Raw genomic sequence first — 18,188 nt, forward strand, 5'->3', positions numbered from 1 at the left:
GCCCGCGCCGCCCGCGCCGCCCGCACCGCCCGCGCCGGGCAGCGTCTCCGCGCCGCTTCCGCCGCCCGCCGGTTCAGGGCGCGTCTGATGCCCGAGGGCGATACCGTCTTCCGCACGGCGAAACGTCTCGACGAGGCCCTGGTCGGCGCCGAGGTGGCGCGCTTCGACCTGCGCGTCCCGCGCTTCGCGACTCTCGATCTGACGGGTCAGCCGATCCTCTCCTCGATCGCTCGCGGCAAGCACCTGCTGCTGCGCATCGGCGACAGCACACTGCATTCCCATCTGCGCATGGACGGGGCCTGGCTGGTCTATCGCGCAGGCGAGAAGTGGCGGCATCCGGCGTTCAAGGTGCGCGCGATCGTCGGCACTGCGCAGCGCGAGGCGGTGGGCATCGACCTGGCCGAGATCGAGGTGGTGCCGACGCGCGAAGAGGACGAGCTCGTGGGATACCTCGGGCCCGATCCCCTCGGCCCCGACTGGGACGCCGTCGAGGCCGCCAGACGCGTGAGCGCCGACTCCCGCAGCATCCACGTCGCCCTTCTCGACCAGCGCAACGTCGCGGGGTTCGGCAACGAGTACGCCGCCGAACTCCTGTTCCTGCGCGGGATCCTGCCGACCACGCCCGCCCCGGAGGTCGACGTGCCCGCGCTGCTCGACCTCGGTGTGCGCACGATCCGAGTGAACCGCGATCGTCGTCACCGGACCTTCACCGGAGTCGATCGGCCGGGTCAGGGAACGTGGGTCTACGGGCGTGCCGGCAAGCCATGCCGTCGCTGCGGAACGCTCATCAAGCGCGGCGAACTGGGCGCGGATCCGACCCGTGAACGCATCACCTTCTGGTGTCCCGTGTGTCAGCGATGACCCGCATCCATGCTCGGGAATGAATCCGGCACACCCGTGGTTATTGATATATCCGGAGCACTCCGGAACACGGGGAGGAATCGTGGGCAAGAACTACGTCGACATCGAGAACGACCAGGGCGCGACGCTGCGGTATCGCAAGCACGCCAACGGTCGCGGTCTCGTCGCGCATGGCGCGAAGGTCCATCCGAAGGCGCATGTTGAAGCGGGCGCCTACATCGAACCCGGCGCGCGTATCGGCGCGGGGGCGACCATCGCCCGCGGCGCGTGGATCGAACCGGATGCCGTGATCGGCGAGGGTGCGCACGTCGACGCTCACGCACACATCGGCCAGGGCGCTGCCGTCGGAGACGGCGCGCACATCGGGGTCCGCACCGAAGTCGGAGCAGGTGCTCGCATCGTCCGCGGCGCGCGCATCGGCGACGACGAGACGGTCGCCGCCGGCCTGACGGTCGCCACCGACCCGAAGGGGCTGTGGCTCGCGGCCTGATCACAGCCGCGATCCCAGACCGTCTCGCCGCGTGCGCCGGGTACCCTGGAGCACATGGCGACTCAGGGACGACGACCGGCAGGACGTGCCGGCAAAGGCTCGCCCGTGCGACGCAACAGGGCGGCACCGGCGCAGCGGTTCCCGCCGCCCAAGCCGCCGAAGAAGACCGCCAAGGTGGTGTTCGATGCGCCGGAACGCGAGTCCGAGGAGCCGCGCACGTTCCGACTCGGAGTCGTGCCAGGCGCCACACCAGGCAAGTGGATCGACGCCTGGAAGCAGCGGATGCCGCACGTGCCACTTGAACTCGTGCCGGTGGAGGTCGCCGATCAGCGCGCGGCGCTCGACGACCTCGACGCCGCGCTGGTGCGTCTGCCGCTGACCGACGAGACCCTGCATGTCATCACGCTGTACGACGAGGTGCCGGTCGTGGTCGCCTCGATCGATTCGCACCTGCTCGCGGCCGACGAACTGACCATCGCCGACCTCGCAGGTGAGATCGTGATGGTCCCCACTGACGATCCACTGGGTCCGATCGACATCCCGGGTGCCCTCGCCCCGACGTTCGCGCCGCTGACCGTCGCAGAAGCCATCCCGACCGCTGCCGCCGGAACCGGGATCGTGATCCTGCCCATGTCTCTCGCACGCGTGCACCACCGCAAGGATGTCCGCCATCGACTCCTCGTCGACGGCCCGACGTCGACGGTCGCCCTGGTCTGGCGCCGCGACCACACCACCCCTGACGTCGAGACGTTCATCGGGATCGTGCGGGGTCGCACCTCCAACTCGTCACGGTGATGCGAGCGTGACGTCCCGATGACAGCGATGACGGCGACCCCCTCCGGTCGTCGTTAGACTCTCGTGGTGGTCTCGCTTCTCTACGTCTGTGTGCGCCCCGAGCTCGGGGCGGCGGATGCCGAGCACGCCTCGTTCCGACGGGCGCTCGGCGTCGACGTCGTCGACCGCCTCGACCTGCTCGCCGAGCCCCTCGACCCTGCGCGCCTCGCGCGATACGACGGCGTCGTGGTGGGCGGCTCTCCCTTCAACGTGAGCGACGCCGAGAAGTCTGCAGTGCAGCTGCGTGTCGAAGCAGATCTCGAGCGCATCGCCCGGCGAGCCATCGACGGCCGGATCGCGGCGTTCTTCACCTGCTTCAGCATCGGTGTGGTGACGCGGATGCTCGGCGGCGAGATCACGGTGGACACTCCCGAATCGGCCAGCGCCACCGTGATCGAGACGACCGAGGCCGGCGCAGCGGATCCGGTGTTCGGCCCGAGCTCTCCCGCCCTCACCGTCTTCACCGCCCATAAGGAGAGCGCCGCGGCTCTGCCGCACGGTGCGGTCCTTCTCGCCACGAACGACACCTGCCCGGTGCAGGCGTATCGCGTCGGGACTCACCTCTACACGGCGCAGTTCCACCCTGAGCCGACCCCGAGGGACTTCGCCGACCGGATGACGTTCTACCGCACCACCGGGTACTTCGACCCCGACGAGTTCGACGAGGTGCAGGGGCAGGTGCTCGCAGCGTCGGTCACCGAGGGCGCCGCTCTGCTGCGCCGTTTCGCGCAGACGTTCGCCGCAGCCTGACTCCGAGCAGGCGAGCAGGCGAGCAGGGCTCAGCCGCGCAGCAGCTCCACCCGTTCGCGGAGGTATGCCTCGAGCGGCATCCACCCGCCGGCAGTGCTCCACCGCACCGAGGGCGCGGCGTCGATCATCGCGAGCGGCCCCGATGCCCCACCCGCATCCACGGCGTCGAGGTCGATCACCGACCACCCGACGTGCACGACATCACCCTCGTCGAATCCGCCCCGCAGAGCCAGCGCGCGACGCTCGGCGCGCTCTCGCGCGGACTCGGCCGTATAGCCGCGGCGGCCGGGGTCGGCAGCGCGCAGCACCTCTGCGGTCGCCAGGGCCTGCGTCTCGGTCAACAGCAGCACTCCGATGTGCCAGGCCGCGCCCACGCGAACGATGCGGCGTCCGCGCCACCGGGATTCCCGCTCCTCGCCGAGTCCCTCCTGCGGCAGGCCCGAGAGCGCACGCACGGCGTCGGCTATCAGCGCGGATGCCGTGGTCACAGCTCCCCCTGGGGTCGCGCGCGAACCAGCTCGGGGTCGACCAGTCGCGCCGCGTCGCCGCGGATCAGCATGCCGAACAGCGGGAAGAGCAGCACCGACAGCATCCCCGCGCCGACGAGTGCTGCGGCTGTGCCGGTGTCGATCATCTTGTGGTCCACCCCGATGGCCGTCACGGCGACGATGATGGGCAGCCCTGTGGCGGCCAGCAGCCCGAGCGCCGTGCGGTCTCTGACGCTCGCGCCGAGTGGGGCGGAGAGCTGTGCAGTGATGCCCCGGAGCACGAGCAGCGCCACGAGGAAGAGGGGCAGCATCAGCATCGCCGAGGACGAGCCGGTGAGCGCCTGGAGGTCGAAGTTCACGCCGGTGTAGAGGAAGAAGATCGGCACGAAGAGCCCGAACGCGATGGCCTCGAGTTTCGTCTCCATCGCCGCTGCGTCCTTCTCGGGCGCGCGCGCCATGATGATGCGCCACACGGCTCCCGCGACGAAGGCGCCGAGCAGCATGTCGAGGTCGAGCATGACGCTGAGGCCAACCAGCGCCGCGATGAGCAGCAGCACGAAGCGCACGCCGAACTGATCGGAGGTGTGCAGCGTGGCGCGCACGAAGGCATGCAGGCGCCCATGCTGCATCCGCTGGGCCATCCACACGGCGAGCCCCGCCAGCGCCACGAAGGCGAGCAGCACGGCGGTGGCGAGCGGCGTGGTGCGGGTGCTGAGGAAGAGCGAGATCGCGATCAACGGCAGGAACTCTCCCACGGCGCCGATCACGGTGACCGCACGACCGAACGGAGTGTCCGTCTCCCCTGCATCCCGCAGGATCGGCATCAGGGTGCCGAGTGCGGTGGAGCTGAGCGCGATGGCGATCACGACCATCCCCTCGCCGGGTGCGAGGAAGAAGCCGATCGCGATCCCGAGCACGACGCTGATGCTCCAGCCGATCGAGGCCCGCACGAGCGGGCGCCCGGAGACGGCGCGGAAATCGATCTCGGATCCGGCCATGAAGAAGAGCATCGCGAGCCCGAAATCGCTGAGCTTCTCGAGGATGGGCGTCGGCTCGACCCAGCCGAGCACGGCGGGCCCCGCGAGAATCCCGAGCACGAGCTCGAACACGATGATCGGCACTCGGATGACGGGTCGGATGCCGCGCGCGAGCAGCGGCGCTGCCACCGCGAGCAGCGGGATCAGCACCAGTCCGAGATCGCCCGCGTCCACGCTCCCAGAGTAGCGACCCGGAGCGACGATTCGCCCGGTGGTCGCATCCACGGCAGAATCGATGCACACCCCCGAGGAGCCCCCATGTCTCAGCCCGACACCGCCCGCCTGCTGATCGCCTGCGACGATCAGCCCGGCATCGTCGCCGCCGTCGCCGGAGTGCTCTCCGCCCACGGAGCGAACATCATCTCCCTCGATCAGCATTCCACCGACTCCGAGGGTGGTCGGTTCTTCCAGCGCACCGTGATCCACCTCCCCGGTCTCTCGGCCGCGCGCACCGCGCTCGAGGCCGACCTCGCCCCGATCGCCGAGCGCTTCGGCATGGAGTGGTCACTGCACGACACCGCCCGCCGCAAGCGCGTCGCGATCTTCGTGTCGAAGTACGATCACTGCCTGATGGAGCTGCTGTGGCGCACGCAACGCGGACAGCTCGACATCGACGTGACGATGGTCGTCTCGAACCACCCCGACCTCGCCGAGTCGGTGCGCTCGTTCGGAGTGCCGTTCGTGCACATCCCCTCGGGCGACAAGCAGGCGATGGAGCAGCGCCAGCTCGAGATGCTCCGAGGCAACGTCGATCTCGTCGTCCTCGCCCGCTACATGCAGATCCTGAGCGATGACTTCATCACGGGTCTCGGTGCCCCCGTCATCAACATCCACCACTCGTTCCTGCCCGCCTTCATCGGGGCCAACCCGTATGCCAGGGCGAAGGATCGCGGCGTCAAGCTGATCGGGGCCACAGCGCACTACGCGACGGCCGACCTCGACGAGGGGCCGATCATCGAGCAGGACGTCACGCGGGTCACGCACTCGGAGTCCGCGGCCGAGCTGCAGCGCCGCGGCGCCGATGTCGAGCGCCTCGTGCTCGCGCGCGCCGTGCAGTGGCATGCCGAGGACCGTGTGATCGTGCACGGCCGCTCGACCGTCATCCTCTGAGTCAGGGCTTCTGCGGCACCCCGGCGGCCAGCTCGGCGAAGGCCTCCGCCGCAGTGGAACAGCGGGCGAGCGGCGCGCCCTGCCCCATCCAGAGGGACTGCAGCTCGCCGAGGTTCTGCTCGCCTGCCGCAGCCCGGAATCGCCCTGTGAGCCAGTTCTGCATCGGGAACGGGGCGATGGTGCCGCTCGCTTCGATCGCCCGCACCGCGCGGTTGCGAGCACCGCGGGCGAGGCGTYCGCTCATCGCCCGAGTGAGAACGGTGCCGTCGGCGGGTGTCGCGCGGATGGCGTCACGATGCGCCTGGTTCGCGGCAGACTCGACTGTCGCGAGGAACGCCGTGCCGACCTGCACGGCCGATGCACCGAGCGCGAAAGCGGCCGCGACACCGCGCCGATCGGCGATGCCGCCGGCCGCGATCACCGGCACATCGACGGCATCCACGACCTGCGGCACGAGCGAGAAGGTGCCGACGAGCGACTCCTCGGGCGGTCGCAGGAACGACACGCGATGGCCTCCGGCCTCGAAGCCGGTCGCGATGACGGCGTCGACCCCGGCGTCGGCGAGGGCTGCGGCTTCGCCGACCGTCGTCGCTGTCGCCACCACGCGGATGCCTCGGCGATGCGCCTGTTCGATGAGGTCGCCGGAGGGGATGCCGAACACCGTGCTGAGCACGGGCGGCGCCGACTCCCAGATCGCGTCGAGCTGCTCGTCGAGCGGGGGCACGTACCGCTCGGGTCGTGCCGGCACTTCGAGGCCGACCGCGTCGTAGAACGGCTGCAGCGCCTGCGCGAACACGGTGTGCTGCGGATTCGGCTCGACCTCGTCGCCCGTCGGCAGCCAGATGTTCACGGCGAACGGGCGCGAGGTCGCCTCCCGCAGCGACGCGACGGTCGAGCGGATGCGGTCGCCGTCGTAGCCGTACAGCCCGTAGCCGCCGAGTCCGCCCGCCTCGCTGACGGCCGCAGCGAGCGCGACGGACGAGAGCCCGCCGAACGGACCGAGCAGGACGGGGTGTTCGATGCCGAGCAGCGCACGCAGATCAGTCATACATCGAGGCTATCTCCGCTCTCCTGCCCGGAGGTGAGCGCGGATCACCGATCCCCTGCTCGGATGCCGGTGATAATCTCGGCGGGAGGGATCAGAGAGGCACACATGAGCGAGTGGTTCGGGCAGATGCTCGGCTTCGTCGCGGCTGCGCTCGGGATCGTCGCGGTGCCCGATGCCGCAGCCCTCGGTGTCGCGATCGCACTGATCGCCCTGACGACGCTCACGATCGCCGTCGCTCTGAGCCTGGCACCGCCCTCGCCGAGCACCGCTCCGCATCCGCTGCGGGCGATCGACGTCTCGACGCTGCTCGCGCAGAGCGATCCTGATGCCGCCGGTCACCCGCGCCCTCGTGCGCCGGGAGTCGCCGTTCCCGCGTAGTCCGTCCTCGTACGGGACTGCGCGGCTTTCGCCGACCCTTCCCGACCTACGAACGGACTTCCATGGACATCTTCGCCTTCCCACCCCTGACCTTTCTGCTCGATGCGGCGTACGGCGCCCTCGCCGGGCTCTCCTCACTGCTCGAACCACTCGCCGGAGCATCCGCCGCAGCCCTCGCCGTGGTGCTCGTGACGCTTCTCGTCCGCGCCCTGCTGATTCCCGTGGGTGTCTCGCAGGCCAAGGCCGAGCAGACCAGGGCGCGCCTCGCGCCCCGGCTGCGCGAGCTGCAGCGCCGGCACAAGAAGAACCCCGAACGCCTGCAGAAGGAGATGCTCGAGCTCTATCGCTCCGAGAACACGTCTCCGTTCGCCGGCATGCTGCCTGTTCTCGCGCAGGCACCGGTCGTCGGCATCCTGTACACGCTGTTCATCCGCCCCGACATCGCGGGGCACGCCAACGACCTGCTCACGCACGACCTGTTCGGTGCGCCGCTGGGAGCGAGCCTCGTCTCGGCCGTCTTCGGCGGCACGGCGACACCCGAGACGCTGCTGGTGTTCGGCGCCCTGATCGCCGTGATGATCGCGGTGGCCGAGATCACGCGGCGGGTCTTCCGGCCGGCGCCGGTCGACGATGATTCGCCGCTGAACTCGCCGACGATGCAGAGAGTGACGAGTGCTCTGCACTACCTGACAGCAGTGTTCGCCGTGTTCGTGCCGTTGGCGGCCGCGCTCTACCTCACGGTCACCGTCGTCTGGACTCTGGTGCAGCGCATGCTGCTGCGGCGTCGCTATCCCCTGCCCGTGCCGGCCGGGGTCAGCGTCTGACGTTCGGCACTCACTCCGGCAGCGGGATCGGCGCCGTGAACGGCCCGGTCTCGTCGCCGCGGCCCTCATCGTCCGCGCCGGTGTCGTCTCGTGCGGCGGCATCGGCGCGGCGGCGCTGTCGCCGCACGCCGAGCGTCGTGCCGACGCTCGCTGCGACGACGAGGGCGATCGCGAGCATCCTCAGCGGGGTGGCGGACTGGCCGAGGATCAGCCACCCGGCGAGTGTCGCGAACGCGGGTTCGAGGCTCAGCAGCACTCCGAACACGCGCTGCGGCAGGCGACGGAGCGCCGCGAGCTCGAAGCTATAGGGGATCACCGACGACAGCACGGCCGTGACCGCGGCGAGCAGCAGCAGCTGCGTGTCGCCCGAGACGGTGACGGCCGCCGGCACTCCGACCGGGATCAGCAGCACCGCCGCCACGACGAGCCCGACCGCGAGCCCGCTCGTGCCGGGGATGACGGCGCCGACTCGGGCGCTCATGCGGATGTACATGGCCCAGAAGGCCGCGGCGATCAGGATGAAGACGACACCGAGAGGGTCGAGCGGGTCTGCGCCGATCAGTCCGTCGACGCCGAGCAGTACCATGCCGAGCAGCGCGACGCCCACCCAGGCGGCGTCGGCGAGGCGTCGGGTCAGCGCAGCCGCCAGCACCAGTGGCCCGAGGAACTCGATCGCGACGGCGGGGCCGAGCGGGATCCGGTCGATGGCCGCGTAGAAGAAGCCGTTCATCGCCGCCAGCGAGACTCCGAACAGCACGGCGGCCAGCCACTGCACTCTCGTCCAGCGCACCGGCCGCGGGCGCACGATGACCACCAGCAGCAGCGCCGCGATCGCGACGCGCAGAGAGGTCACGCCCCACGGGCCGAGCACCGGGAACAGCTGTGCCGCGACAGCGGCCCCGAACGGCAACGACAGGCAGGAGCAGACGACCAGTGCGACGCCCACGAGCGGGCGGGACGACGCGGACTGCTTCACCCCGCCAGCCTACGGCGCAGGGAGGCTGCGGCGAACGCGGGCGATCAGAGGTGCTTGCCGCCGGTGACGGCGAGCACCGCGCCGGACGTGTACGACGACTCCGCCGAGGCGAGGTAGACGTATGCGCCGGCGAGTTCGGCCGGCTGTCCCGCCCGGCCGAGAGGCGTGTCGGAGCCGAAGGTCTTCACCCGCTCATCGCTCCATCCGGTGGCCGGGATGAGCGGCGTCCAGATGGGTCCGGGGGCGACCGCGTTCACGCGGATGCCTCGTTCTCCCGCCTCTTCGGCGAGCGCCTTGACGAATGCGACCTGTGCCGCCTTCGTCATCGCGTAGTCGATGAGGTTGGGCGAGGGCTCGAACGCCTGCACGGACGCCGTCACGATGATGCTCGACCCCGGCTCCAGATGCGGATACGCGGCCCTGGCCGAGTACAGCAGTCCGAACAGGTTCGTCTCGAACACGCGGCGCAGCTTGTCGGTCTCGAGATTCTCGAAGCCGTCGATGTCGTGCTGGTAGGCGGCGTTGAGCACCAGGATATCCAGCCCGCCGAGGCCGTTCCTCGTCTCGGAGACCACTTCCGTCGCGAAGGCCTCGTCCCGCAGATCTCCGGCGAGGCTGAGCCCCTGCCTGCCTTCGGCGCGGATGAGCTCTATCGTGTCGTCGGCATCCGACTGCTCCTCCGGCATGTGCACGATCGCCACGTCCGCGCCCTCCCGGGCGAAGGCGATGGCGACGGCCCGACCGATTCCAGAGTCGCCACCCGTGATCAGGGCTCGACGGCCCTCGAGCCGCGCGTGACCGACGTATGTCTGCTCACCGTGGTCGGGAACCGGCCGCATCTGATCGGTCAGCCCCGGCTGGTCCTGCTGCTGCCCCGGGAACTCCTCCTGGCGATGCTGGCTGCGGGGGTCTGGCGTGCTGTCGGCCATGGTGTCTCCTCTTCCTCGCGACTCGCGACCGCCGTTCGTGGCGCGAGTCGGGCGTCAACCGAGCCTCGTGGCCTCTCGACGCCCTCGGCAGGGGGTTGACAATCGGCACCACGATCCAGGGCCGGGGCGCGGAGGCGGAGCGGGTTCCTCGACGCGCTCAGGCCGCTGGAGCGGACGGCTCGTCGTCGCCCGTGGCGACGGAGGCCTCCTGCGGCTCGGGAACCAGGTACAGACCGCTCGGAGCGTTGGCCGTGAAGGCGAGCGCCTCGATCCAGGCCCGGTTGACCGACGGCTGCCGGCTGCCGAAGTACTTGAAGACGAGCGAGCTGCCCGGCTGAACCCACACGGTCGTGCGGCCGCCTCCGACGCTGGCGTCTTCACGCCAGCTGAAGGGGAAGGGCTCCGCGCGGCGCAGCTTGGCGGTCATCACGAGCTGCAGATGAGTGAGGGCACGATCCTCGATCTCGGTCTTCACGCTGCCCTCGTAGATGAATTTGCCCATTCCGCTCCTCCTCAGGTGTCAGGGTCTTCGCCATGCAGTTTATGGGAATCCCCCGCCCGGCTGCATCGATGAAACCCCGCCGAAGTCAACCCCCTGCGCTCGGCTTCCTCCCCCGCATATCCTGTGAGGGACCGCGAGGAGACCCACCATGAACGCACGACACATCGACGACCGTTCCGACGAGGGCTACACCCCCACGACCACTCACGCCGAGTTCGGCGAAGGCAACCCCCGCCTGCGGGTGACCCGCGACGGCGAGCGCACGGAGTTCGCCCTCGAGGCCGACCTGGTGCGCATCGGCTCGGCCGTCGACAACGAGCTGCGGCTCGAGGGCGCCGACCCCGTGCACGCGACGATCACGCACGACGACCGCGACGAGTACGTGCTCGAACTGCACGGCGAGGGCGAGATGAACAGCAACCCGGACGCCACCGCCACGCACCCGGGCGACCGGTCGCAGACACTGCGCACGGGCGCGCGCTTCACTGTCGGAGAGTGGGAGCTCGTCTACGCACGCGACGAGTTCGCCGATCACGGTCGCCCCTTCGGCGGACGCCTCGGCGGCGAGTACTCCGACCAGCCGCTGCAGCCCCCGCGGCCCGACTACTCCGACGACGCGAACATCGAGTCGGACGCGCCGACGCACGCCGACTCCGCTGAGGAGAAGTGACAGCGGAGCAGCCGTCGCTGGATCGCCTGAGCGAGGTCGCCGCTGAGCGCGGGCTGCGCATCTGCGTCGTCGAGTCTCTGACCTCGGGGCGGCTGGCGAGCACGATCGGCGCGGGCGACGACGCGGGCGACTGGTTCGCCGGCGGCATCGTCGCCTACCTCACCGATGTCAAAGAGAGCCTGCTCGGCCTCACGCCGGGAACCGACCCGTGCTCGGCCGAGTGCGCCGAGCAACTCGCCGAGAGCGCGCGACGGCTCTTCGACGCCGACGTCTGCATCTCCACCACGGGCGTCGGGGGCCCGGAGCCCGAGGGTGGGCACGACCCCGGAACCGTCTTCATCGGGTGGGCGACCGACGACGGAGTCGGCCATCGGATGCTGGCGCTCACCGGCGATCCGCACGAGGTGCTCGACGAGACGGTCGACACCGCGATCCGACTGCTCGCCTTCCATGCCGAGGGCATCAGGCCTGCCGGTCCTCGGCGATCAGGCGCGGCGTCGACTGAGCTGAGCGGGCCAGCCGACTGAGAGCCCTGCGCTCTCCACCGTGCACTCTCCGCCGGATCCGCCGAGGGTCACCGCCCAGGCACGAGTCCGATGCGCAGCGGCGCACCGGGAGCGGATGCCGCGGCTATCGCCTCGTCGATGGCTGCGAGCTGCCGCACCTCGCCGACCGCATCCGCGAAAGGGTAGGCGCGTCCTCGTCCGGCGAGGAATCCGACGGCCTCGGCCAGCTCGGCTCCGGTGTAGTTGTGCACCCCGGTGACGGTCACCAGTCGACGCACGATGCTCTCGGCGTCGAGCGGCACGGGCTCGGCGGGGAAGACGCTTCCGACGAGCACGACCGTGCCCCCGGTGCCCACGCCGGCGACCGCGTCTGACACGGCATGCCCCGAGGCCTCGATCACGATGTCCGGGTCACGATCGATCCGGCCGGCACCGAACCGTGCGGCGAGCGCGAGCCGTGCGGGTGCGGGGTCGAGCACCTCGACCGTCGCGCCGTGCTCCACGGCGATCGCGGCAGCCGAGAGTCCGACGAGTCCGGCTCCGTGGATGCGCACGGCCGCACCCTCGAGGCCATGGTCGCGCGCCGCCCTGGCCACGGCGGCCCAGGCGGTCGCGGTCGCGCACGATGCCGGTGCGAGCACCGAGGCCGGCAGCGACTCGGGCACCCGCACGATCGCGGTGCCCGCTCGCACCTGGACGTGCGTGCCGAAGGCTCCGCTGAGATCGCCGTGCACGCCGATGCGATCATGGCCGTATTTGCCCAGCGTGCGGCACTTCTGCGGCAGGCCCCGCGTGCACCGGTCGCAGGTGCCGCACGAGATCGTGACCGACCAGACCACCCGATCGCCGATGCGCACCGGGGTGCCGTCGACCGCGACAGCCCCGGCATCGCCCATGGCGATCACGCGTCCGACGCTCTCATGGCCGAGCACCAGGGGCACCGGAGCCGATCGCCGCCCCTGCACGGTGTGCACGTCGGACCCGCAGATGGTCGACATCTCGACCGCGACCAGCACGTCGTTCTCGCCGAGAGCGACACCGGGCACCGCGATGGTCTCGTGCGGGTGGCCTTCGCCGATCCACACCATCGCTGTGGCTGCGGGGCGCAGAGCGACGTCGCGGCGATGGCCGGGAGGTCGGACAAGCAGAGTTCCCATGAGGGCCACTCAGACGGTGGGCACGAGCGGAAGCAGCCCGCGCTCGGCCAGCGCGCTGTGGAGATGCGTGACGTCTGCGAGCACGGCGTCGGCACCGGCGAGTTCGAGGGCACTCGAGTCGTGGGCGCCCGTGAGCACGCCGCCGACGAAGCCGGCACCGGCGCGGCGCCCTGATTCGACATCGCTGACGGTGTCTCCCGCGACGGCGACCGACGCGACCGACGAGGTCTCCGTGCGGATCAGCGCGGTGAGCACGAGGTCGGGCGCAGGGCGCCCTCGTCCGGCATCGACGGGCGAGAGCGCCAGGTCGACGAGGCCGTTCCATCCGAGACCGTCGATCAGCGCGTCGCGGGTGACCGGAGCGAACCCGGTCGTGAGCACGACGGTCAGACCCGCATCCTTCAGACTCCGGATCGCATCCGCCGCCCCGGGGATCTCGGCGACCCCCTGTTCCGCCACGATCTCGGCATAGGCACCCTCGAACTCCGCCGTCGCCCGTTCGGCTGCGGCCCTGTCGCCGCCCGCGAGATGCGTGAAGACGTCGATCTTGGACTGGCCCATGGTCGCGCGCACATGGGCCAGCGCGTCGTCCCACGGCATCCGATCTGCGACTCCGGTGCGCTCGGCGGCGCGCTGGAACGCGGTCTCGACGACGCCGTCGTCGAGCACGGTCGTGCCTGCCATGTCGAGCACGACGAGTTCGAGTGCCGGAGGTGCGGAGAGGTGCGTGGTCATGAGGTTCCTTCCACTGAGGGTGCCCACCCGAAGGCGGCGGTGAGATTCTCTTCGGCGAGCCCCAGACCCGTGGTCATTCCGATGCCGGTGGTCGCGGCGAGCACCAGCACCCCCTCCTCGACCCTGTCGATGAGGAATTCGTGCTGCGCCTTGGCGTAGACGCCCTGCCAGCGCTCGAGCACCCGCGGTGCGGGCATGTCGAACAGCGCCTCCGCCTCGGCGAGGAACGCGGCGAACGCCGCCTCCGGCTGGAACGGCTCGGGCGCACTCGACGTGGTGTGCGAGTCGCCGATGATGAGCGTGCCGTCCGGCAACTGGGTGTACATCTGATTGAGGTCGAGTGCCGCGAGGTCGGGGCGCTCGGAGTGCAGTCGCTCACGGAGGGCACCGGCCGCCGCACCGTCGGCGAAGCGTCCGTACCGCACGAGCGACCATCCGGTCAGCAGCGGGGCAGCGAGCGGATGCGGCAGCGTCACCGCCGCTCGCATCATGTCGAGCGCGCACCGCTCGACACCGGCGCGTGCGGCCACCTCGGGCAGCAGCTGGTCGACGTCGTGATTGACCGCGACGACCACCGCGCCGGCCGTGATGGCGCCTCTCGTCGTCTCGACGCGTCGCCCGGCGACCGAGGTCACCGCTGTGCGGAAGCGGAAGTCGACTCCCTGCGCGGCGAGGTGTCGCACGATCGCGGCCGCGGCGGTGCGCGGATCGGTCTGCAGGTCGGTCTCGATGTGCGCCCCGCCGACGAGCCCCTCGGCACGGAGCGGGGCGAGACGCAGCAGCTCGTCCGTCTCCAGCATCCGGATGCCGCCGTCGGCCGCCGCCTGCTCGAGCACCGCGATCTCGTCTGGGTGACGAGCGGCGACCAGCGTGCCGGATTCGCGCAGCCAGAAGTCCGCGTCATGAGCGAGTCGCAGCCACAGGTCGCGAGACAGGTCGGCATAGCGGCGAGCCTCGCCGGTCTGCGCGCCGATGCAGAGATGGCCGAAGTTGCGGATCGTCGCCCCGACAGGGGCATCCGCCCTGTCGACGACGATCACCGTGAGGCCCCGCCGAACAGCGGCGTAGGCCGCGCCGAGGCCGATGATCCCCGAACCCACGACCACGAGATCCGCGCTGTGCTGAGTGCCTTTGCGCTGAGTCGCGCTGTGCTGAGTGCCGTTCATCGGAACACCTTCCGCATCCACATCGCGAGTCCTTCGACGACGAGCACCGTGACGAGGATCATCAGCACGATCGCGGTGACCGTCTCGTAGCGCGAGCCCTGGCTGGCGTTGAGCAGGTAGTAGCCGACTCCGCCGCCGCCGACGATGCCGAGGATCGTCGCCGCACGGATGTTCGTGTCGAGCATGTAGAAGCTGTGTCCGATGAGCGCCTGCATCCCCTGCGGCACTGTCGCCGAGGTGTAGGTCTGCAGACGAGTGGCGCCGACCGCGCGAAGCGCCCGCTCGGGGCCTCGGTCGACCTCCTCGAGGGAGTCGGCGATCAGTTTGCCGAGCAGTCCGATGCCGCCGATGGCGAGCGCGATGACTCCCGCCTGCGCACCGAGTCCGGTGATCACGACGAGCACGATCGCGAGGATCAGCTCGGGGATGCCGCGGATGCCGACGAGCAGGAATCGTGCGACGCCGCGCGCGCCAGGGCCGGGTGCGACGTTGCTGGCCGCGAGCGAGCCGAGGATCAGAGAAGGCAGCAGGGTGAGCACGGTCGCTGCGAGTGCGATCGCGATCGTGTCGCGCATGGCGGCGATCATCGCCGACGCCTCGTAGCTGCCGAAGGACGGCGGCCAGAACTTCGCGGCGACCTCGGGGAGCTTGGCCCAGAAGGTGAAGAAGTCGAGCCAGTTGATCTGGCTGACGACGACGCTGCCGATCACGACGAGCACGGCGACGATGATGCCGCTCGTGTTGCGCACGCGCTCTGCCGTCCACGGTCGCCGCACCGCGGTCTGAGGGCTTGCCGCCCATGCAGGTCGTGCGGTCCCCGTGGAACTCGCGCTCGACGAGCCGCGCAGTCGAGGGTGGATGATGCGGTCGATCCACGACCGGGTCTGCCTCTGCTGTCCGAGCATCGCCCCGCGCACCAGGCTCGAGACGATCTCCATCGCGATGCACAGGATGAAGATGACCAGCGCGATGCCCAGGCCTTTGCCGTAGTTCAGCGACTTGAACGCGTACGACATCTCGAGCCCGAGGCCCGCCACACCCACGTAGCCGAGCACGACGCTGCCGCGCAGGTTGATGTCGTTGCGATGCAGCACCGTCGCGACCCAACTCGGCAATACCTGGGGAAGGATCCCCGAGGCGAACTCCTGCATCTTCGATCCGCCGGCGGCGCGGATCGCAAGCCGGGGACCCTCGTCGATCTGCTCGATCGCATCGGCGAACATCTTCGAGATCATGCCGATCGAGTGGATGCCGATGGCGAGGATGCCGGGGAGGGTGCCGAGCGAGAACATGAGCACGAACGCCATGGCGAGCACGACGTCCGGCAGCGCGCGGGTGAGCACTCCCACGAATCGGGCCGCGGCCCGCCATCCGTTGCCCGGGGTCGTGTTCGAGGCTGCGAGGTAGGCGATCGGCACCGAGAGCACGGCGGCGAGCAGCGTGCCGACGAGCACGAGCCCCACGGTGAGGGCGATCAGCCATGCGAGGTCGGCCGGCTCGGGGAACGAGAGTCCGCCGACGCGGGCCACGAAGTTCTCGGCATTGCCCCAGCTCTGCACCATCGCCGGGATCGAGATGCCGACCTCTTCGACCGCGAGGATGCCGAGCACCAGGAGAGCCACCAGGGTGAGCCCGGCGGCGATGCGCTCGGCCGAGAGCGGGCGTCGGGGTGCGCGGTCGGAGACGGTGGCATGCCCTGGGGCCGCGGACGACGAGGGTGCGTCCGAGAGCACGGTCATGAGACCCGGGCCGTGTCGATGTCGGCGATGTCGACCGCGATCTCGGTGAGCTCGTTCTGGACGGCGCGGATCTCAGCCGTGGTCGTGGCGACGCGGCCGTAGATCTCCATGACCTCGGCCTTGGTGAGGTCGCCGGTCGGTGTGTCGAGCACGATCTCACCGTGGCGCAGGCCGACGATGCGGTCGGCCCACGAGATCGCGAGGTCGACCTGATGCAGGCTGCAGACGACGGTGAGGCCCTCGTCGGCGGCGATCTCGCGGATGAGCGCCATCACCTGATCGCTCGACTCGGGGTCGAGCGAGGCGACGGGCTCGTCGGCGAGAAGGATGTCGGGCTTCTGCATCAGGGCGCGGGCGATGGCGACGCGCTGCTGCTGGCCGCCCGAGAGGGTGTCGCTGCGCTGATAGGCGCGATCGAGGAGTCCGACGCGGTCGAGGTGTTCGAGGGCGCGCAGCTTCGCCGCCTTCGAATAGCCCCAGAGCCCGAGGCGCGGCCCGCGGACCTCCGACAGCGATCCGGTGAGCACGTTCTCGAGCACGGTGAGCGATGGCACGAGCTCGAACTGCTGGAAGATAAATCCCACCCGACTGCGCAGGCGGCGGAGCGCCTTGCCCTTCAGAGTCGGCACCGGGGAACCGAGCACCTCGATGTCGCCCGAGGTCGGGACCTCGAGCCCGTCGACGTGTCGCAGGAGCGTGGACTTGCCCGAGCCCGAGAGGCCCAGCAGCACGACGATCTCGCCGCGAGACACCTGCAGAGACGCGTTCTTGAGCGCCGTCGTCGTGCCGAAGGTCTTCGTCACGCCGTTCAGGCGGATGAGGGCATCGGATGCCGTGTTCATGTCAGTTCTCCTCGTGAATCTCTGAAGCTCGTCGGCAGAGGTGGCGAGCGAGACGAAGCGCATCGACCTCAGCGCGTCTCGTCTCGCTCGCCGTGACCTCCCGCTCGACGAGCGGGAGCGAAGCGGATGTCAGGGTGTCAGCCCTGGCACTGCTCCGCTTCGGTCTCCTTGCAGATGTCGCGGATGAGGTCGTAGTACGCGTCGTCGACCGGCTTCGTGGCGAAGAAGACGCTGCGGAACGAGTCGGTGTCGGCGCTGTCGATGCCGGCGGCGATGATGTCGTCGATCGTGATCTCCGAGAGGCCGTCGATGAGCTTCTGGGCGACGTCGTCGGGAAGCGTCGACGAGTAGACGAGCGGGGCACCGGGCACCATGGTCTCGTCGATGACCTTGACGGCATCCGACTTCTCGACCTCGGAGTCCTCGGCGAAGCCGACCTCGCACTCGACCCCCTCGCCGACCTTCTGCACGCTCACGTCGTGCTTGCCCGCGAAGACCGGAGTGATGTCGGTCTTCGGGTCGATGCCCGCCTCGATGAGGTTGTACGAGGGGAAGAGGTATCCGGACGTGGACGACGGGTCGACGAAGCAGACCTTCTTGCCCGCGAAGTCGTCGATGCTCGAGATGTCGCTGTCAGCGGGGACGATCGCCTGTGAGAAGTAGCCGGGCTCCTGGCCCTCCTCCGTGACGATCGACGAGATCGGGGTGAGCTTCGCACCGTTGTTGGTGGCGGTGACGTAGGTGAATCCCGAGAAGGAGGCGACGTCGACCTTGCCGGCGACAGCGGCCTCGATGAGCGCGGCGTAGTCGGTCGACTCGTGGTACTCGACCGACTTGCCGGTGATCTCGGCGATGTAGTCCATCAGCGGCTGGTAGTTCGTCTCGGTGTCGACCGAGTCGGGCACGACGCCGAAGACGAGCGTGTTCTCGTCGACTGCGAAGCCGCTCGCGGTCGACGATGCCTCGACATCGGACGCGCCGGTGGCCTCGGCGGTGCCGGAACAGGCGGCGAGGCCGAGCGCGAGGATCGCGGCGCCGGCGAGTACGGGGAGAGCGCGGAGCTTCATGAGGACCTTTCAGAGTGGGAGGGGGTGATCCACGAGCAACTCTGACAGGGCGCGGGCCGAGATATATACCTAACTTGCA

Annotated in this window: 21 protein-coding genes; 9 read left to right on the forward strand and 12 right to left on the reverse strand. The window is 69.8% G+C overall.

Annotation, left to right across the window (positions count from 1 at the left end):
- Window positions 1-87: 87 nt before the first annotated feature.
- The 4 genes from AC04ME_RS14300 (at window position 88) to AC04ME_RS14315 (ending at window position 2,935) form a co-directional block, all read left to right on the forward strand.
- Window positions 88-861 (forward strand): DNA-formamidopyrimidine glycosylase family protein, encoded by a 774-nt coding sequence (locus AC04ME_RS14300; RefSeq protein ID WP_367823836.1) that lies wholly within the window; start codon window positions 88-90, stop codon window positions 859-861.
- Window positions 862-943: 82 nt separating this feature from the next.
- A complete protein-coding gene (locus tag AC04ME_RS14305; protein WP_042540126.1) occupies window positions 944-1,351 on the forward strand; it encodes a DapH/DapD/GlmU-related protein in 408 nt (135 codons plus the stop codon).
- Window positions 1,352-1,405: 54 nt separating this feature from the next.
- On the forward strand, window positions 1,406-2,146 hold the full coding sequence (locus tag AC04ME_RS14310; protein ID WP_042540123.1) for a LysR family transcriptional regulator substrate-binding protein: 741 nt from the start codon (window positions 1,406-1,408) through the stop codon (window positions 2,144-2,146).
- A 66-nt stretch (window positions 2,147-2,212) separates the two neighbouring features.
- The gene (locus AC04ME_RS14315; RefSeq protein ID WP_475435621.1) at window positions 2,213-2,935 is read left to right on the forward strand and encodes a glutamine amidotransferase-related protein; all 723 of its coding nucleotides are present in this window, start codon (window positions 2,213-2,215) and stop codon (window positions 2,933-2,935) included.
- A 29-nt stretch (window positions 2,936-2,964) separates the two neighbouring features.
- Here the strand turns inward: AC04ME_RS14315 and AC04ME_RS14320 are convergent, their stop codons facing one another.
- The gene (locus AC04ME_RS14320; protein WP_079113442.1) at window positions 2,965-3,423 is read right to left on the reverse strand and encodes a glutaminase; all 459 of its coding nucleotides are present in this window, start codon (window positions 3,421-3,423) and stop codon (window positions 2,965-2,967) included.
- Window positions 3,420-4,634 carry a cation:proton antiporter gene (locus AC04ME_RS14325; RefSeq protein ID WP_153302243.1) on the reverse strand — a complete coding sequence of 405 codons (1,215 nt, stop codon included), beginning with the start codon at window positions 4,632-4,634 and terminating at the stop codon, window positions 3,420-3,422. Before AC04ME_RS14325 ends, AC04ME_RS14320 begins: the two co-directional genes overlap by 4 nt.
- Window positions 4,635-4,718: 84 nt before the next feature.
- Between AC04ME_RS14325 and purU the strand changes: the two genes are divergently transcribed.
- Complete coding sequence (gene purU / locus AC04ME_RS14330; protein ID WP_042540119.1) at window positions 4,719-5,570, forward strand: formyltetrahydrofolate deformylase; 852 nt, start codon at window positions 4,719-4,721, stop codon at window positions 5,568-5,570.
- Window position 5,571: 1 nt separating this feature from the next.
- On the opposite strand, the gene AC04ME_RS14335 is transcribed toward purU, so the two are convergent.
- Window positions 5,572-6,618, reverse strand: a complete 1,047-nt coding sequence (locus AC04ME_RS14335; protein ID WP_475435624.1) for an NAD(P)H-dependent flavin oxidoreductase — start codon at window positions 6,616-6,618, stop codon at window positions 5,572-5,574.
- Between the two features lie 105 nt (window positions 6,619-6,723).
- On the opposite strand from AC04ME_RS14335, the gene AC04ME_RS14340 reads away from it, so the two are divergent.
- Complete coding sequence (locus AC04ME_RS14340; RefSeq protein ID WP_042540176.1) at window positions 6,724-6,996, forward strand: DUF6412 domain-containing protein; 273 nt, start codon at window positions 6,724-6,726, stop codon at window positions 6,994-6,996.
- A 62-nt stretch (window positions 6,997-7,058) separates the two neighbouring features.
- Window positions 7,059-7,820: a YidC/Oxa1 family membrane protein insertase gene (locus AC04ME_RS14345; RefSeq protein ID WP_475435626.1), complete on the forward strand. Its 762-nt coding sequence runs from the start codon at window positions 7,059-7,061 to the stop codon at window positions 7,818-7,820.
- Window positions 7,821-7,830: 10 nt separating this feature from the next.
- Here the strand turns inward: AC04ME_RS14345 and AC04ME_RS14350 are convergent, their stop codons facing one another.
- The 3 genes from AC04ME_RS14350 to AC04ME_RS14360 form a co-directional block, all read right to left on the reverse strand.
- Window positions 7,831-8,796 carry an EamA family transporter gene (locus AC04ME_RS14350; protein ID WP_475435628.1) on the reverse strand — a complete coding sequence of 322 codons (966 nt, stop codon included), beginning with the start codon at window positions 8,794-8,796 and terminating at the stop codon, window positions 7,831-7,833.
- A 44-nt stretch (window positions 8,797-8,840) separates the two neighbouring features.
- Window positions 8,841-9,725: an SDR family oxidoreductase gene (locus AC04ME_RS14355; RefSeq protein ID WP_475435630.1), complete on the reverse strand. Its 885-nt coding sequence runs from the start codon at window positions 9,723-9,725 to the stop codon at window positions 8,841-8,843.
- A gap of 157 nt (window positions 9,726-9,882) precedes the next feature.
- Window positions 9,883-10,227, reverse strand: coding sequence for a DUF7882 family protein (locus AC04ME_RS14360; RefSeq protein WP_042540111.1), 345 nt, complete (start codon window positions 10,225-10,227; stop codon window positions 9,883-9,885).
- A gap of 148 nt (window positions 10,228-10,375) precedes the next feature.
- On the opposite strand from AC04ME_RS14360, the gene AC04ME_RS14365 reads away from it, so the two are divergent.
- A complete protein-coding gene (locus tag AC04ME_RS14365) occupies window positions 10,376-10,897 on the forward strand; it encodes an FHA domain-containing protein (RefSeq protein ID WP_455905444.1) in 522 nt (173 codons plus the stop codon).
- Window positions 10,894-11,424 carry a CinA family protein gene (locus AC04ME_RS14370; RefSeq protein ID WP_475435633.1) on the forward strand — a complete coding sequence of 177 codons (531 nt, stop codon included), beginning with the start codon at window positions 10,894-10,896 and terminating at the stop codon, window positions 11,422-11,424. The genes AC04ME_RS14365 and AC04ME_RS14370 overlap by 4 nt, the downstream gene beginning before the upstream one ends.
- Window positions 11,425-11,471: 47 nt before the next feature.
- Here the strand turns inward: AC04ME_RS14370 and AC04ME_RS14375 are convergent, their stop codons facing one another.
- The 6 genes from AC04ME_RS14375 to AC04ME_RS14400 all read right to left on the reverse strand — a co-directional run bounded on the left by AC04ME_RS14375 (window position 11,472) and on the right by AC04ME_RS14400 (window position 18,109).
- Window positions 11,472-12,560, reverse strand: a complete 1,089-nt coding sequence (locus AC04ME_RS14375) for an alcohol dehydrogenase catalytic domain-containing protein (protein WP_475435635.1) — start codon at window positions 12,558-12,560, stop codon at window positions 11,472-11,474.
- Between the two features lie 9 nt (window positions 12,561-12,569).
- Window positions 12,570-13,295, reverse strand: coding sequence for an HAD family hydrolase (locus tag AC04ME_RS14380; RefSeq protein WP_475435637.1), 726 nt, complete (start codon window positions 13,293-13,295; stop codon window positions 12,570-12,572).
- The gene (locus tag AC04ME_RS14385; RefSeq protein ID WP_475435639.1) at window positions 13,292-14,461 is read right to left on the reverse strand and encodes a TIGR03364 family FAD-dependent oxidoreductase; all 1,170 of its coding nucleotides are present in this window, start codon (window positions 14,459-14,461) and stop codon (window positions 13,292-13,294) included. Before AC04ME_RS14385 ends, AC04ME_RS14380 begins: the two co-directional genes overlap by 4 nt.
- The gene (gene phnE, locus AC04ME_RS14390; protein WP_475435641.1) at window positions 14,458-16,200 is read right to left on the reverse strand and encodes a phosphonate ABC transporter, permease protein PhnE; all 1,743 of its coding nucleotides are present in this window, start codon (window positions 16,198-16,200) and stop codon (window positions 14,458-14,460) included. The genes AC04ME_RS14385 and phnE overlap by 4 nt, the downstream gene beginning before the upstream one ends.
- A complete protein-coding gene (gene phnC, locus AC04ME_RS14395) occupies window positions 16,197-17,042 on the reverse strand; it encodes a phosphonate ABC transporter ATP-binding protein (RefSeq protein ID WP_079114046.1) in 846 nt (281 codons plus the stop codon). Before phnC ends, phnE begins: the two co-directional genes overlap by 4 nt.
- Before the next feature lie 137 nt (window positions 17,043-17,179).
- Complete coding sequence (locus tag AC04ME_RS14400; RefSeq protein WP_475435643.1) at window positions 17,180-18,109, reverse strand: phosphate/phosphite/phosphonate ABC transporter substrate-binding protein; 930 nt, start codon at window positions 18,107-18,109, stop codon at window positions 17,180-17,182.
- Window positions 18,110-18,188: the final 79 nt, after the last annotated feature.

The organism is Microbacterium sp. LjRoot205 (assembly GCF_056175745.1).